Annotated in this window: 9 protein-coding genes and 1 pseudogene; 5 read left to right on the top strand and 5 right to left on the bottom strand. The window is 61.7% G+C overall.

Translation table 11 applies throughout. The features are described 5' to 3' along the window. Together BFP89_RS29610 and uvrD are read right to left on the bottom strand one after the other, a co-directional pair. Window positions 1–165, bottom strand: a pseudogene (locus BFP89_RS29610) (hypothetical protein); the annotation flags it as partial. A gap of 302 nt (window positions 166–467) precedes the next feature. Continuing rightward, on the bottom strand, window positions 468–2,651 hold the full coding sequence (uvrD, locus tag BFP89_RS02540; RefSeq protein WP_065883846.1) for a DNA helicase II: 2,184 nt from the start codon (window positions 2,649–2,651) through the stop codon (window positions 468–470). Window positions 2,652–2,918: 267 nt separating this feature from the next. On the opposite strand from uvrD, the gene BFP89_RS02535 reads away from it, so the two are divergent. From BFP89_RS02535 to BFP89_RS26955, 3 genes are all read left to right on the top strand, one after another. Further along, window positions 2,919–5,792 (top strand): EAL domain-containing protein, encoded by a 2,874-nt coding sequence (locus BFP89_RS02535; RefSeq protein ID WP_065883845.1) that lies wholly within the window; start codon window positions 2,919–2,921, stop codon window positions 5,790–5,792. A 162-nt stretch (window positions 5,793–5,954) separates the two neighbouring features. Next, complete coding sequence (gene hexR, locus BFP89_RS02530) at window positions 5,955–6,821, top strand: transcriptional regulator HexR (protein ID WP_003177007.1); 867 nt, start codon at window positions 5,955–5,957, stop codon at window positions 6,819–6,821. A gap of 215 nt (window positions 6,822–7,036) precedes the next feature. Continuing rightward, window positions 7,037–7,234, top strand: a complete 198-nt coding sequence (locus tag BFP89_RS26955) for a PA3496 family putative envelope integrity protein (protein WP_083203275.1) — start codon at window positions 7,037–7,039, stop codon at window positions 7,232–7,234. Here BFP89_RS26955 and BFP89_RS02520 read toward each other — a convergent pair. Further along, complete coding sequence (locus BFP89_RS02520; protein ID WP_065883843.1) at window positions 7,164–8,138, bottom strand: LysR family transcriptional regulator; 975 nt, start codon at window positions 8,136–8,138, stop codon at window positions 7,164–7,166. The genes BFP89_RS26955 and BFP89_RS02520 overlap by 71 nt on opposite strands. A gap of 193 nt (window positions 8,139–8,331) precedes the next feature. Between BFP89_RS02520 and BFP89_RS02515 the strand changes: the two genes are divergently transcribed. Then, window positions 8,332–9,747, top strand: a complete 1,416-nt coding sequence (locus BFP89_RS02515) for an acetyl-CoA carboxylase biotin carboxylase subunit (protein ID WP_003195732.1) — start codon at window positions 8,332–8,334, stop codon at window positions 9,745–9,747. Window positions 9,748–9,758: 11 nt separating this feature from the next. Then, entirely contained in the window at window positions 9,759–11,567 is a 1,809-nt protein-coding gene (oadA, locus tag BFP89_RS02510; protein ID WP_065883842.1) for a sodium-extruding oxaloacetate decarboxylase subunit alpha, read from the top strand. Window positions 11,568–11,634: 67 nt separating this feature from the next. Here the strand turns inward: oadA and BFP89_RS02505 are convergent, their stop codons facing one another. Together BFP89_RS02505 and BFP89_RS02500 are read right to left on the bottom strand one after the other, a co-directional pair. Further along, window positions 11,635–12,591 (bottom strand): hypothetical protein, encoded by a 957-nt coding sequence (locus BFP89_RS02505; protein WP_141689028.1) that lies wholly within the window; start codon window positions 12,589–12,591, stop codon window positions 11,635–11,637. A gap of 124 nt (window positions 12,592–12,715) precedes the next feature. Then, window positions 12,716–14,017, bottom strand: coding sequence for an autotransporter outer membrane beta-barrel domain-containing protein (locus BFP89_RS02500; protein WP_065883834.1), 1,302 nt, complete (start codon window positions 14,015–14,017; stop codon window positions 12,716–12,718). Window positions 14,018–14,074 lie beyond the last annotated feature (57 nt).

Below are 14,074 nucleotides of genomic sequence, written 5' to 3'. Positions count from 1 at the left end.
GGTAGCTGCAGCACCGCCGGCACCGGCGGATGGAGCCATCTGGCTGGTCTGGTGGGTCGGCGCCGAGCCCATGCTCTTGCCGCCACCGAAGCGTTTGGCGTTGGCGTCGAGGCTCATCGTCAAGCCGATGCACAACGCCATGGCGATGCTAAGAAAACGTTTCATAAAGGGAATTCCCATTTGTGGATTGCACGCGCGCCATGTTGCACAGGTGTAGTGACAGTGGCTAGCGACATAATGTTTCGGGCTTTTGCGTAGGACTGATTCGGAATGGTCTGTAGGACTTATTACAGATATTGGCCCGCCCTTATTAAAAACAAGGGTGGGCCAAAAACCTTCATGTTGAACGGTTCTCTGTAGGAGCGAGCTTGCTCGCGAAAATCGTCAACGATAACGCGGGCATTCTGGATAAACGCGTTATCCGGACGTTCTTCGCGAGCAAGCTCGCTCCTACAGGAGGGAAGACTTCAGACAGCCTCAAGTTTGGCGTAGCCCATCATCAGCCACTTGCTGCCCTCGGCGAAGTTCACCTGCACCCGTGCCTGGGCGCCGGCACCTTCGAAGTTGAGGATCACGCCTTCGCCGAAGATCGCGTGCCTGACCTGCTGGCCCAGGCTGAACGGTGTTTCCGGAATCTCGGAACCGGCAAACATGGTGCTGGAGTTCTGCTGCTGGCCGCCGCCGAACGGGCGGCTGACGCTGTTGGACAGGCGCACTTCCTGGATCAGTCCCTTCGGCACTTCACGTACGAAGCGCGACACCTTGTTGTAGGTCTCGCTGCCGTACAGGCGTCGGGTTTCGGCGTAGGTCATCACCAGGTTCTGCATGGCCCGGGTAATGCCCACGTAAGCCAGGCGACGTTCTTCTTCAAGACGGCCCGGCTCTTCCAGGCTCATCTTGTGCGGGAACAGGCCTTCTTCCATGCCCACCAGGAACACATACGGAAATTCCAGGCCCTTGGCACTGTGCAGGGTCATCAACTGGATGCTGTCTTCATGTTCGTCAGCCTGGGCGTCCCCCGCCTCCAGCGAAGCATGGCCAAGGAAGGCGGCGAGCGGAGTAAGGTCCTCTTCGTTCTCGGCGTTTTCGAATGCGCGGGCGGCGCTGACCAGTTCCTCGAGGTTTTCTACCCGGGCCTGGCCTTTTTCGCCTTTTTCAGCCTCGTGGTAGGCGATCAGCCCGGATTGTTCGATCACGGTCTGGGTCATCAGATGCAGGGGCATTTCGGCGCACTTGGCCGCAAGGTTCTCGATCAGCTCGACAAACACACCCAAGGCGCCGGCTGCGCGGCCCGTCAGGCCTTTATTGGCGATGAGCAAGCGCATGGCCTCCCACATCGACACATCGGCATGGCGGGCGTGCTCGCGAATGGCCTCGACGGTTTTTTCGCCGATGCCACGGGCCGGGATATTGATTACCCGCTCCAGCGCCGCGTCGTTGCCCCGACCTTCCAGCAAGCGCAGGTAGGCCATGGCGTTCTTGATTTCCGCACGCTCGAAGAAGCGCTGGCCACCGTAGATGCGATACGGGATGCGCTCGCGCAACAAGGCTTCTTCCAATACCCGCGATTGGGCGTTGGAGCGGTAAAGAATGGCGATATCGCTGCGCGAGAGGCCGGTTTTCAACGCACCTTCGATGGTTTCCACCACGTAGCGCGCTTCATCGTGTTCGTTGAAGGCGGCGTACAGGTTGATCGCTTCGCCTTCGCCGCCGTCGGTCCACAGCTCTTTGCCCAGGCGCCCGGTGTTGTTGGCGATCAAGGCGTTGGCGGCCTTGAGAATCCCGGCGGTGGAGCGGTAGTTCTGCTCAAGGCGGATGGTCACCGCGTCCGGGAAGTCCTCGGAGTACTGATAGATGTTCTCGATTTTCGCGCCGCGCCAGCCGTAGATCGACTGGTCGTCGTCACCCACCACCATCAGGCTGTCGCCACCCTTGGCCAGCAGGCGCAACCAGGCGTACTGCACGGCGTTGGTGTCCTGGAACTCATCCACCAGAACGTGCCGGAAACGCTTCTGGTAATGGGCCAGCAAGCCGGGGTTGTCGCGCCACAGGTCCAGGGCACGCAACAGCAGTTCGGAGAAGTCGATCACGCCGGCGCGTGCGCAGGCTGCCTCGTAGGCTTCATAGATGCTGCGCATGGTGGCCAGGAACAGATCGCCGCTGGCCTGGATATGCTGCGGACGCAGGCCTTCGTCTTTCTGGCCGTTGATAAACCACTGGGCCTGGCGCGCCGGCCAGCGTTGCTCGTCGAGGCCCAGTTCGCGGATCACCCGCTTGACCAGACGCTGCTGATCGTCGCTGTCGAGGATCTGGAACGTCTGGGCCAGCCCCGCTTCCTGCCAATGCGCCCGCAACAGGCGGTGTGCCAGGCCGTGGAAGGTGCCCACCCACATGCCGGCCGGGCTGATGCCCATCAGTTGCTCGATGCGATGGCGCATCTCGGCGGCAGCCTTGTTGGTGAATGTCACCGACAGGATGGAATGGGGCGACGCGTTCTCGACCTGGATCAACCAGGCGATACGGTGCACCAGCACTCGGGTTTTACCGGAGCCAGCACCGGCCAGGACCAACTGACGGCCAACGGGGGCCGCTACGGCCTGGCGTTGGGCGTCGTTGAGGGAGTTCAGCAAAAGGGAGAGATCATCGCGCATCGGCGCATTCTAGGGTGCCGGGGGAAGACGGGCAAACCCCAATGCCAGGCGCCCGACGGAAAACCGCCAGCGGGTCAACATTCTGCGGGGCGCGGATGACCGGTCGGTCATGCGCCACAGCCCGCGTGGCGTCTCGTTCAAGCTGTCTGGAACGACGCTTTGCGCCCAACAGCCGGGCGCTTTTTATGATCTGGAGCAGTTTGGCCCGAGCGTTTGCTTGTGTATGCTCCGTCGACGTTCAGGCTCACCATTATAAGAACACTGCCTATGACCTTTGACACTGACCTGTTCGGCCCTTCGGCGGCGCCTGCGCAGGTTATCCGCAAACATTACGCCACCCAGATGGCGGTGGAGCGGACACGCCTGTTGTATCAGGGCTCGTTGGTGCCAACCCTGCTGATGCTGGTCAATGGTTTGGTCTGCGCCTGGCTGTTGTGGAACCCCGCGCAATACCTGCTCGACAGCGCCTGGCTGGTCTGGTTGCTGGCGCTGGTGGCGATGCGGGTCATCCAGGTGGCGGCCTTTGAGTCGGCCATGCCCAGCCGCCAGGCCCAACCGGTCTGGCGCCGGATGTTCCTGCTCGGCTCGGCGGTCAGCGGCCTGACCCTGTCGATCGCCGCCATCGCCCTGGTGCCCACCGACAGCTTCATGCAACAGGCCTGGGTGTTCGGCCTGATCGGCGCGGCGATGCTGTCGGCCAGCGTGGCGTATGCCGTCAGCCTCTGGGCCTTTTTGTCCTTCGCCTTGCCGTGCCTGTTGCCGGTCATCGCGTACCTGTTCTGCAACGGCACCTCGCAGCAACAGGGCTGGGGCGTGCTCGGTGTGATCCTGCTGGCGTCGTTGAGCGTGGTGGCGTGGCAGGTCAACCGCCTGATCCAGCGCGGGCTGTTGCGACGTTTCCAGAACCAGGCCCTGATCGAGCATTTGCAGCAGGCCCGGCGCCGCAGCGAGCAGTTGAACCAGGCGCTGATGCGCGAAGTCGAGCAGCGTCGCCAGGTCGAACAGGACTTGCGTGACGCCCAGGCCGGCCTGCAAGACCGTATGGTCCGGCGCGGCCAGGAACTGGACGCCGCCAGCCTCGCCCTGAACAAAAGCGAGGCGCGCCTGGCCATGGCGCTGCAAGCCAGTGAACTGGGCCTGTGGGACTGGAATCTGCAAACCGATGAGGTGCACCACACCCACCTCAAGGAGCTGTTCGGCCTGGAACCCGAGTACGTCACCGCGATGCTCAGTCATCTCAAGCCGCGCCTGCACCCCGACGACCTGCCGCTGCTCAAGCACGCGTTGGTGGAGCACCTCAAGGGCCGCAGCGAGGATTATCAGGTCGAATACCGGATACGCCATGGCGACGGGCACTGGGTGTGGATCGAGGACCGTGGGCGTGCGGTAGAGCGTTCGCCCGGTGGGCGAGTGATCCGCATGCTCGGCACGCGGCGCGACATCAGTGCCGGCAAGGCCCTGGAAGAACAGCAACGGCTTGCCTCGACGGTGTTCGAGGCCGCCAGCGAAGGCATCGTGATTCTCGACCCCAACTACGTGCTGATCGCGGTCAACCAGGCGTTCAGCCGCGTCACCGGTTTTGACATCGAAGACATGCTCGGGCGCAATGTCGTGGAGTTACCCTGCAGTCGCGATGCCCGGCGGCACTTCCCGGTGATTCGCCAGGCACTGCTCAGCCACGGCACCTGGCAGGGCGAGCTGGTGGAGACGCGCAAGAACGGCGAGCTGTACCCGCAGTGGCTGCACCTGAGCGTGGTGCGCGATGCTCGCGGCAATGTCAGTCATATCGTCGGTTTTTTCGCCGATCTGTCCGCGCGGCGCGAGTCCGAGGAGCGCATGCGCTACCTCACCCATTACGATGAGCTGACGGGCCTGGCCAATCGTTCGCTGTTTCGCGAACGGCTGCGCGAAGCGCATCAGCGCGTGCGTCAGGGTGGGCGCAGCCTGGCGCTGCTGCACATCAACCTCGACCGTTTCAAGCTGCTCAATGACAGCCTGGGCCATGAAGTGGCCGACCAGCTATTGCAGAGGATGGCACGGCGGCTGATCAACGCACTGCCGGAAGCCGACACCATTGCCCGCCTGTCCGGTGACGAATTCGCGGTGCTGTTCGATGCCTATGGCAACTTGTCGAGCCTGGCGCGCGTGGCGACCCGGCTCTTGGCAAAGCTGCGCGTGCCGGTGACGGTGGAGGGCCATGAGCTGGTGGTCAGCGCCTCCATGGGCGTCAGCCTGCTGCCGGATAATGCGCGGGAAATTTCTGCGCTGGTCAGCCAATCGAATATGGCGATGCAGCACGCCAAGCACCTGGGCGGGAATAATTTCCAGTTCTACACCGACAGCCTGCAAGCCAGCACCCTGGAGCGCCTGCAGCTGGAAAACCATCTGCGCAAGGCCATCGACGAAGGCCAGCTCACGGTGTTCTACCAACCCAAACTGTGCCTGGCCACCGGCAAGCTCAATGCGGTGGAGGCCCTGGTGCGCTGGGAACATCCGCAATGGGGCCTGGTGCCGCCGGGGGACTTTATCGGTCTGGCCGAAGAAACCGGCCTGATCGTGCCGTTGGGCGAGGCGGTGTTGCGCAAGGCCTGCTGGCAGGCCTGTGAGTGGCAGCGTCAGGGGCTGGCGCCGATTCGCGTGTCGGTGAACCTGTCGGTGCATCAGTTGCGCCAGGGCAAGCTGGTCAGCCTGGTGCGCCAGGTGCTGGAAGAGACCGGGCTGGACCCGCAATACCTCGAGTTGGAACTGACCGAAAGTCAGCTGCTCGACAGTGTCGAGCACATCATCACGACCTTCCGGCAGTTGCGCGAGCTGGGTGTGAAGCTGGCCATCGACGATTTCGGTACCGGCTATTCATCCCTCAGCTACCTCAAGCGTATTCCAGTGGACTACGTGAAGATCGACCAGACCTTTATCCGCGGGCTCGGCCAGGGGCGCGAGGACGCCGCCATTACCCGGGCGATCATCGCCATGGCCCACGGGTTGGCGCTCAAAGTGGTGGCCGAAGGCGTGGAAGATCAGCAGCAACTGGATTTCCTGCGAAGCGAGGGGTGCGACGAGGTGCAGGGCTATCTGATCAGCCGACCGATGCACCCCGAGGGGCTGGCAGATTTGTTACGGCAAAATCCGGGATTTCCTTAATGACTCGGGGGCAGCCCCTGTGGCTACAAAGCCTCTACCCTTAATTTCAGTGGGGGGCAGGGCGATTTAGTGCTGCATCAGGCGGGCAAAACGGCAATTCTTGTAGTATAACTACAAGCTTGCTACATCCCTGGCGTCTGCCAATAACAAGAGTCCTGTCCTTTGAATCTGTTGCAACATATCGCCCAGTCGCGCCATTTGTTACGCAAATCGGAACTCAAGGTTGCCGATCACGTGCTGCTTGACCCTGCGGCTGTGATGCACAGTTCCATGGCTGATCTGGCCCACAGCGTGGGCATCAGCGAGCCGACCATCGTGCGCTTCTGCCGCGCCATCGGTTGCTCCGGGTTTCAGGATTTGAAACTCAAGTTGGCGCAAAGCCTGGCCGCCGGGGCGAGCTTCGGCCAGTTTGCGATCCATGAAGACGACTCCGTCGCCGACTACAGCCTGAAAATCTTCGACACCACGTTGCATACGCTGATGGAAGTGCGCGAGAAGCTCGACCCGGTGGAGCTGCAAAAGGCCGTGACCGCGATGTCCCAGGCCCAGCGCGTGGAGTTCTACGGCTTTGGTGCTTCCGGTGCGGTGGCGGCCGACGCTCAGCATAAGTTTTTCCGCCTGCTGCTCACGGCGGCGGCCTACAGCGACCCGCACATGCAGGCGATGTCGGCGGTGACCTTGAAGCCCACCGACGTGGCCATCTGTATTTCCCAGTCCGGTCGCTCCAAAGACCTGCTCATCACCGCCAACCTGGTGCGTGAAAGCGGCGCTTCGCTGATTACCCTGTGCCCGAGCCAGACGCCATTGGCGGAGCTGTCCACGGTGAACCTGGCGATCGACGTGCATGAAGACACCGAGATCTACACGCCGCTGACCTCGCGCATTGCTCACCTGGTGGTGATCGACGTTCTGGCGATGGGGGTTGCCATGGCTCGCGGGCCAAGCCTGGTCAACCACCTCAAGAGCGTGAAGCGCAGTTTGCGCAGCCTGCGGTTGTCGCCCAAGTCGGTCAAGGCCCTCGACGACTGATTCAAGGCCATACTCGGCCGAAATGTGGGAGGGGGCTTGCCCCCGATAGCGCAGTGTCAGTCACCCGATTCATTGACTGACGCACCGCCATCGGGGGCAAGCCCCCTCCCACATTTGCATCCGTTGTGTGTCCAGAATCTTCACCGGGTTGTCATCGTCGTGTCATCCCCCGTGCCCATCCTGTACTCCCCGCACTCGCATTGGGAGACTCCAAAATGGCCCGGACCTACGAAGACAGCAACAGCACCGTCAAGACCCGTCGTCAGCAGGAAGACCAGCGCCGCATGGCGTTCCGTCGCGCAATCGAAGACCGCTGTGACCAGCGCCAGCTGCTGCAGAGCATCAGTGACTACCCGGAACTGCATTGGCAGGCGCCCTTGGCTGCCCAGCGAAGCGCTCAGCCAGGGCGCTGATCTGTACCCGTTCGCTGCGGATAAAGCCCAGGAACGCATGGGCCACCGGTGACAGCCGCTTGGCTTTGGCTTGCACCAGGCACCAACTGCGGTACAGCGGCAGTTCTTCCACCGCCAGCTCCTTGAGCCCGCCGGTGGCCAGTTCCAGGTTCAAGGCGTGGCGCGTCAGCAGGGCCACGCCCAAACCTGCGACCACGCACTCACGCTGCGCCTCGGCCGAGGCCACTTCCACGGTCTGGGTGAAGTGCACGCGTTTTTCCTTGAAGTACTCTTCGCACGCCAGGCGTGTGCCGGAACCCGGTTCACGGATGAGCAGGGTGTAGGGTTCCAGGTCCTGCAGGCGCAGCGGCCCTTTCAGGCTCAACGGATGATCCGGCAGCGCCACGGCGACGATCGGGTTATTCAGGAACGGCAGGAATTCCAGGCCCATGTCCTGGGGCACCATGGACATGATCACCAGGTCGTCGCGGTTGTCAGAGAGCCGGCGGATCACCTGGGCGCGATTGACCACGGTCAGGTGCAATTGCACCTCCGGGTGCTGGCGCTTGAAGGCGGCGAACAGGTGCGGCACGAAGTATTTGGCGCTGGACTCCACCGCCAGCTTCAATTGGCCCTGCAGTGAGCCCTGCATGTCCGAGAGCTGCATATCGAGGTTTTCCAGGCGGCCGAAAATATCCCGGCTGGCCCGTTGCAGGGCTTCGGCGGCCTCGGTCATGTAGAGCTTTTTGCCGACATAGTCGAACAGCGGCTGGCCGATCAGCTCTTCGAGCTGGCGAATTTGCAGGCTGACGGCCGGTTGAGTCAGGGACATTTCCTCGGCTGCACGGCTGTAGGAACGCAAATCACACACTTCATTGAAAATCTGCAACTGACGCAATGTCATACGCATCAATGACTTACGCATTAAATAATTCCCCGATCAGCGATCATCCCGCCAACTATAAGTCTTTACTTATACACAGCCCAATAATTATTGATTTTTGTTAATCCCTCGGTGCGCATAGTGTGTGTCTCGCGACTGTCATGAAACATTTGGTCACGCGCTGACCTTGCTACCAAGGTCAAAGACGCAGCAATCGGCTCAAGGGAATTTCCAAGTGATAAAAAAGATCCTGATCGCCAACCGTGGTGAAATTGCCGTACGAATCGTGCGTGCCTGCGCCGAGATGGGCATTCGCTCGGTCGCGGTTTATTCGGACGCCGACCGCCACGCGTTGCACGTCAAGCGTGCCGACGAAGCCCACAGCATCGGGGCCGAGCCCCTGGCCGGTTACCTGAACCCGCGCAAGCTGGTGAACCTGGCCGTGGAAACCGGCTGCGATGCACTGCACCCCGGCTACGGTTTCCTGTCGGAAAACGCCGAGCTGGCGGACATCTGTGCCGAACGCGGGATCAAATTCATCGGCCCGTCCGCCGAAGTCATCCGCCGCATGGGCGACAAGACCGAAGCGCGGCGCAGCATGATCAAGGCCGGTGTGCCGGTCACGCCGGGCACCGAAGGCAACGTCGCCGACATCCATGAAGCCCTCACCGAAGGCGACCGTATCGGTTACCCGGTGATGCTCAAGGCCACTTCCGGTGGTGGCGGTCGCGGTATTCGCCGTTGCAACAGCCGCGAAGAACTCGAACAAGCCTTCCCTCGCGTGATCTCCGAAGCCACCAAGGCGTTCGGTTCGGCGGAAGTGTTCCTGGAAAAGTGCATCGTCAATCCCAAGCACATCGAGGCGCAGATCCTCGGTGACAGCTTTGGTAACGTCGTGCACCTGTTCGAGCGTGATTGCTCGATCCAGCGCCGCAACCAGAAGCTCATTGAAATCGCCCCCAGCCCGCAGTTGACCCCGGAACAGCGCGCCTACATCGGCGACCTGTCGGTGCGCGCGGCCAAGGCGGTGGGCTACGAGAACGCCGGCACCGTGGAGTTCCTGCTCGCCGAGGGCGAGGTGTACTTCATGGAGATGAACACCCGGGTGCAGGTGGAACACACCATCACCGAGGAAATCACCGGGATCGACATCGTCCGCGAGCAGATTCGTATCGCCTCGGGCCTGCCGCTGTCGGTGAAACAGGAAGATATCCAGCACCGAGGTTTTGCGTTGCAGTTCCGCATCAACGCCGAAGACCCGAAGAACAACTTCCTGCCCAGTTTCGGCAAGATCACCCGTTACTACGCCCCCGGCGGCCCCGGCGTGCGTACCGACACGGCGATCTACACCGGCTACACCATCCCGCCGTTCTACGACTCCATGTGCCTGAAACTGGTGGTGTGGGCGTTGACCTGGGAAGAAGCCATGGACCGCGGCCTGCGCGCCCTGGATGACATGCGTCTGCAAGGCGTGAAGACCACCGCCGCCTATTACCAGGAAATCCTGCGCAACCCGGAATTCCGCAGCGGCCAATTCAATACAAGCTTCGTGGAAAGCCACCCTGAGCTGACCAACTACTCGATCAAGCGCAAACCCGAAGAGCTGGCCCTGGCCATCGCCGCCGCCATCGCCGCCCACGCAGGCCTGTGAGGAATATAACAATGAGCAAAAAGATCTTCGTAACCGACACCATCCTGCGCGACGCTCACCAATCGTTGCTGGCGACCCGCATGCGCACCGATGACATGCTGCCGATCTGCGACAAGCTCGACAAAGTCGGCTACTGGTCCCTGGAAGTCTGGGGCGGCGCCACCTTCGACGCTTGCGTACGCTTCCTCAAAGAAGACCCGTGGGAGCGCCTGCGCCAACTGCGCGCGGCATTGCCCAACACGCGCCTGCAAATGCTGCTGCGCGGCCAGAACCTGCTGGGCTACCGCCACTACAGCGACGATGTGGTCAAAGCCTTCGTCGCCAAGGCCGCGGTCAACGGGATCGATGTGTTCCGTATCTTCGATGCGATGAACGACGTACGAAACCTGCGCGTGGCCATTGAAGCGGTCAAGGCCGCCGGCAAGCACGCCCAGGGCACCATCGCCTACACCACCAGCCCGGTGCACACTGTCGACGCCTTCGTGACCCAGGCCAAGCAGTTGGAGTCCATGGGCTGTGACTCGATCGCGATCAAGGACATGGCCGGCCTGCTGACCCCGTACGCCACCGGCGAACTGGTCAAGGCGCTCAAAGCCGAGCAGAACCTGCCGATCTTTATCCACTCCCACGACACCGCCGGCCTGGCCGCGATGTGCCAGCTCAAGGCCATCGAAAACGGTGCCGACCATATCGACACCGCCATCTCCAGCTTCGCCTGGGGCACCAGCCACCCTGGCACCGAGTCGATGGTCGCGGCCCTCAAAGGCAGCGAGTTCGACACCGGCCTCGACCTGGAACTGCTGCAGGAAATCGGCCTGTACTTCTACGCCGTACGCAAGAAATACCACCAGTTTGAAAGCGAGTTCACTGCCGTCGACACCCGCGTGCAAGTCAACCAGGTACCGGGCGGGATGATTTCCAACCTGGCCAATCAGTTGAAAGAGCAGGGCGCCCTGAACCGTATGAGCGAAGTGCTGGCCGAAATCCCGCGCGTGCGTGAAGACCTCGGCTTCCCGCCGCTGGTCACGCCCACGTCGCAGATCGTCGGCACACAGGCGTTCTTCAACGTGCTGGCCGGTGAGCGCTACAAGACCATCACCAACGAAGTGAAGCTCTACCTGCAGGGTGGCTACGGCAAGGCCCCGGGCACGGTGAACGAAAAGCTGCGCCGTCAGGCCATCGGCAGCGAAGAGGTCATCGACGTTCGCCCGGCTGATTTGCTCAAGCCGGAAATGACCAAGCTGCGCGGTGAAATCGGCGCGTTGGCCAAGTCCGAAGAAGACGTGCTGACCTACGCCATGTTCCCGGATATCGGGCGCAAGTTTCTCGAAGAACGCGACGCCGGCACCCTGGCCCCTGAAGTGCTGCTGCCGATTCCGGAAGCCGGCGGTGTCGCCCGTGCCAGCGGCGAAGGCGTACCGACCGAGTTCGTCATCGACGTGCACGGCGAAAGCTACCGCGTGGATATCACCGGGGTGGGCGTGAAGGCCGAAGGCAAGCGCCACTTTTACCTGTCCATCGACGGCATGCCGGAAGAAGTGGTGTTCGAACCGCTCAACGAATTCGTCAGCAGCGGCGGTAGCAAGCGCAAGCACGCTACCGAACCGGGCCATGTCAGCACGGCGATGCCGGGCAATATCGTCGATGTGCTGGTCAAGGAGGGCGACGTGGTCAAGGCCGGCCAGGCCGTGTTGATCACTGAAGCCATGAAAATGGAAACCGAAGTCCAGGCCGCCATTGCCGGCAAGGTGACCGCCGTTCATGTGGCCAAGGGCGACCGGGTCAACCCGGGTGAGATCCTGATTGAGATCGAAGGCTGAATCCAGCCTTCGACATGACCGCTTAATCCTCGGGGGGGCAGGTGCCCTCCTTTTTTTTGCCCGAGATTCAGGCCTCGGCGGCAGGCTTTTTGTGCTTGAAGCTGACAAAGACGCCGGTGGCTGTGTAGATCAGTTCCGGGGTCAGGGTTGCAAGGCGACTGGTGACCCGCTCGAAACGGCCTTCAATCTGTGCGGCGTCGACGACACGTAGCTGGCGGTTGAGCAGTTCATCATGTTCATGCTCTATCTGGATATTCAGCGTCGCGCCCGCGAGGCTGGCACGGTTGCCGACTTTCAGGGTGCTGTGTGCTTCGCCCTGGCCCACCTTGAAAGCCAGGGTCGAACCCGCTGTCATGTTCAGGTCGCGTTTGATTCGATCTTGGTTTTTCAGGACCGGGTCGAGCAACAGCGTACCGGCGACGTCAAGTTCGTTCACCGTGCCTCCGGCATAGGTAGCACCCTGTTCAACCGTGACCGTGCCGCCGATGCGGTTCTGGTTGATCAAGGTGGCGCCGCTCCGAACCCGGCCGCGCTGGTTGGCCTCCAGTGCGCCGGTCAGGGTCCAGGTGCCTGCATTGACGTCCAGATGCTGAAACTGGCGGGCGCCGTTGAACGTGCCGCCCTCGATATCTTCCAGGATGACCTGGTTGGTACCGCTGCCGCCGTCCACCTCACCCCTGAATCGGGCCTGGCCGCGCACAATCAACACGTCGTTGCCCCCGCCCATGTCCAGGGCAATGCCGTTGCCCCCGCTGATCAGGCCGTTATTGACGACCCTGTCGTTGAAGTTGCCTAGCAGGTACACCCCATAGCCGTCGCGACCTCTGATGGTGCCGTTGTTGACCAGCAACGTGCTGCCAACATCAGGCCCCGCGCTCCCGTTATCGACCAGCACGCCATAATGCTTGCCGCTGATGAGGCCATGGTTATAGATGTCGTTGCCGGCCTCCACCTGCACGGTCGCCGATACTGGATAGAACGCTGGAGAGGGATAGACTGCGGACTGGGTGGGTACTTGCGACATTGGATTTCGACCTCACGTGTGCTGGAGGTCGAAAACTAACGCAAGGAAAAGTCCGTCGCTGTCGGCGGTAGTACCGAGGATTGTGAGAGGGTTCGTAATTGAAGAGGACGCTTACGACGCTCGGTTAAAAGCTCATCGTCCATTGCCCCTTGACGCCTTGATTGCGGCTATGGGTACCCGCCTGGCCGCTGTAGCTCAGGCCCAGCGTGTGTTGGCTGGACAAGGCCAGGTCCACGCCGGCGTTCACGTCCAGGCTGTCGCGATCCAGTGACGTACCCGTGATGGTGAAGCCGTCCAGTGCCACTGGAGCGTTGCGATAGGATTGGCGCACCTGGCTGTCGACTGCGCCGTAGAGATGTTTCCAGCCTGTGCTGAGGTGGGGTGTCAGCCTGACCTGATTATCGAACCGGTACACCGTCGCCAGGTGCAGACCTACCGTGCTGTTGAAGTTCTGCTGGGTCTGCGCGCCGACGTTCAGTGCGGTCAGGCCACCGCTTTCCTTGAAACTGTCGCGGTGATAACGCTGGTAGCCAAGGCCGACGAAGGGCTCGACGCGCAAGTCCTGGCTGCCCAATTGATAGCCCAGTTCCGAGAACAGCGTTTGGCTTTGGGCATCGTAATGAGACTTGAGCTGATCCTTGTAATCGAGCAGATTGACGTTGCGCCGGTTGGTCCCTGCGTGGCTGCTGTAGATCGCACCCAGGCGCAGGGCCAGCGGTCCGTCCTGGCGCACGGCGTAGGCACCCAGATGCAAACTGTCCAGCTCGGCGGAAAAGCGCTGGGCGTCAAGATTGCTCGTGGACTTGGCACCCATCACCCCCACGCGCCAGGCGTGGTCGACCGCCCAGTCGGCGCCCAGCAACAGTCCACGGGTGCGGTGCTTCAGGCCGGCGCTGCCGCTGCGTGAATCGAGGTGGCCGTCGTTGCCCAGGCCCTGCACCCAAACGTGATTATTCTCGTCGGCAGGCAAGGCGCGCAGGGTCGACAGTAATTGGTTGCTGATCTGGCCGGTGACGGTGTGGCTGGCGGTGGCCAGGTTAGCGTTTTGGCTGCCGGCCAATTGTTCAAGGGCTGCGCCGATCCCGCCGGGCTGTGCGGCGAGTGCTTCATTTGCTTTCTGCAGGTCCTTTATCTCTTCCGAGGTCAGCTCCCCGGAGGTCAGCAAATCAAGCAGTGCGGGCTCCAGCACCTTGGCGACCTGCACGCCGTTGTAGGAAGTGGCTTGTCCAATGAGGTAACCGGCGTAGGGCGGCGGGGAAGGCGGCGTATTGAGCTTGGGTTCGAAGGCCCACTCAGTCTCGGCCGAATCGTAAGGCTGATGAAAAAACGGCCTGTATTCAATATCGCCGCGTGCTTGCGCGGGTTGAACACTGATGGCCACTGCAAGGCTGATCAACACAGCGATTCTGGAGGGTATAAAAGACATGAATTCCCGACCTCTGATGAATGAGGCCGGGAATGTAGCGAGGTCGTCGAGGGATAA

The sequence above is a fragment of the Pseudomonas sp. 31 R 17 genome (assembly GCF_900004915.1).
Classification (GTDB): domain Bacteria; phylum Pseudomonadota; class Gammaproteobacteria; order Pseudomonadales; family Pseudomonadaceae; genus Aquipseudomonas; species Aquipseudomonas orientalis_A.
Note: the sequence above shows the minus strand (reverse complement) of the source record. Positions and strands in the feature narration are given on the sequence as shown.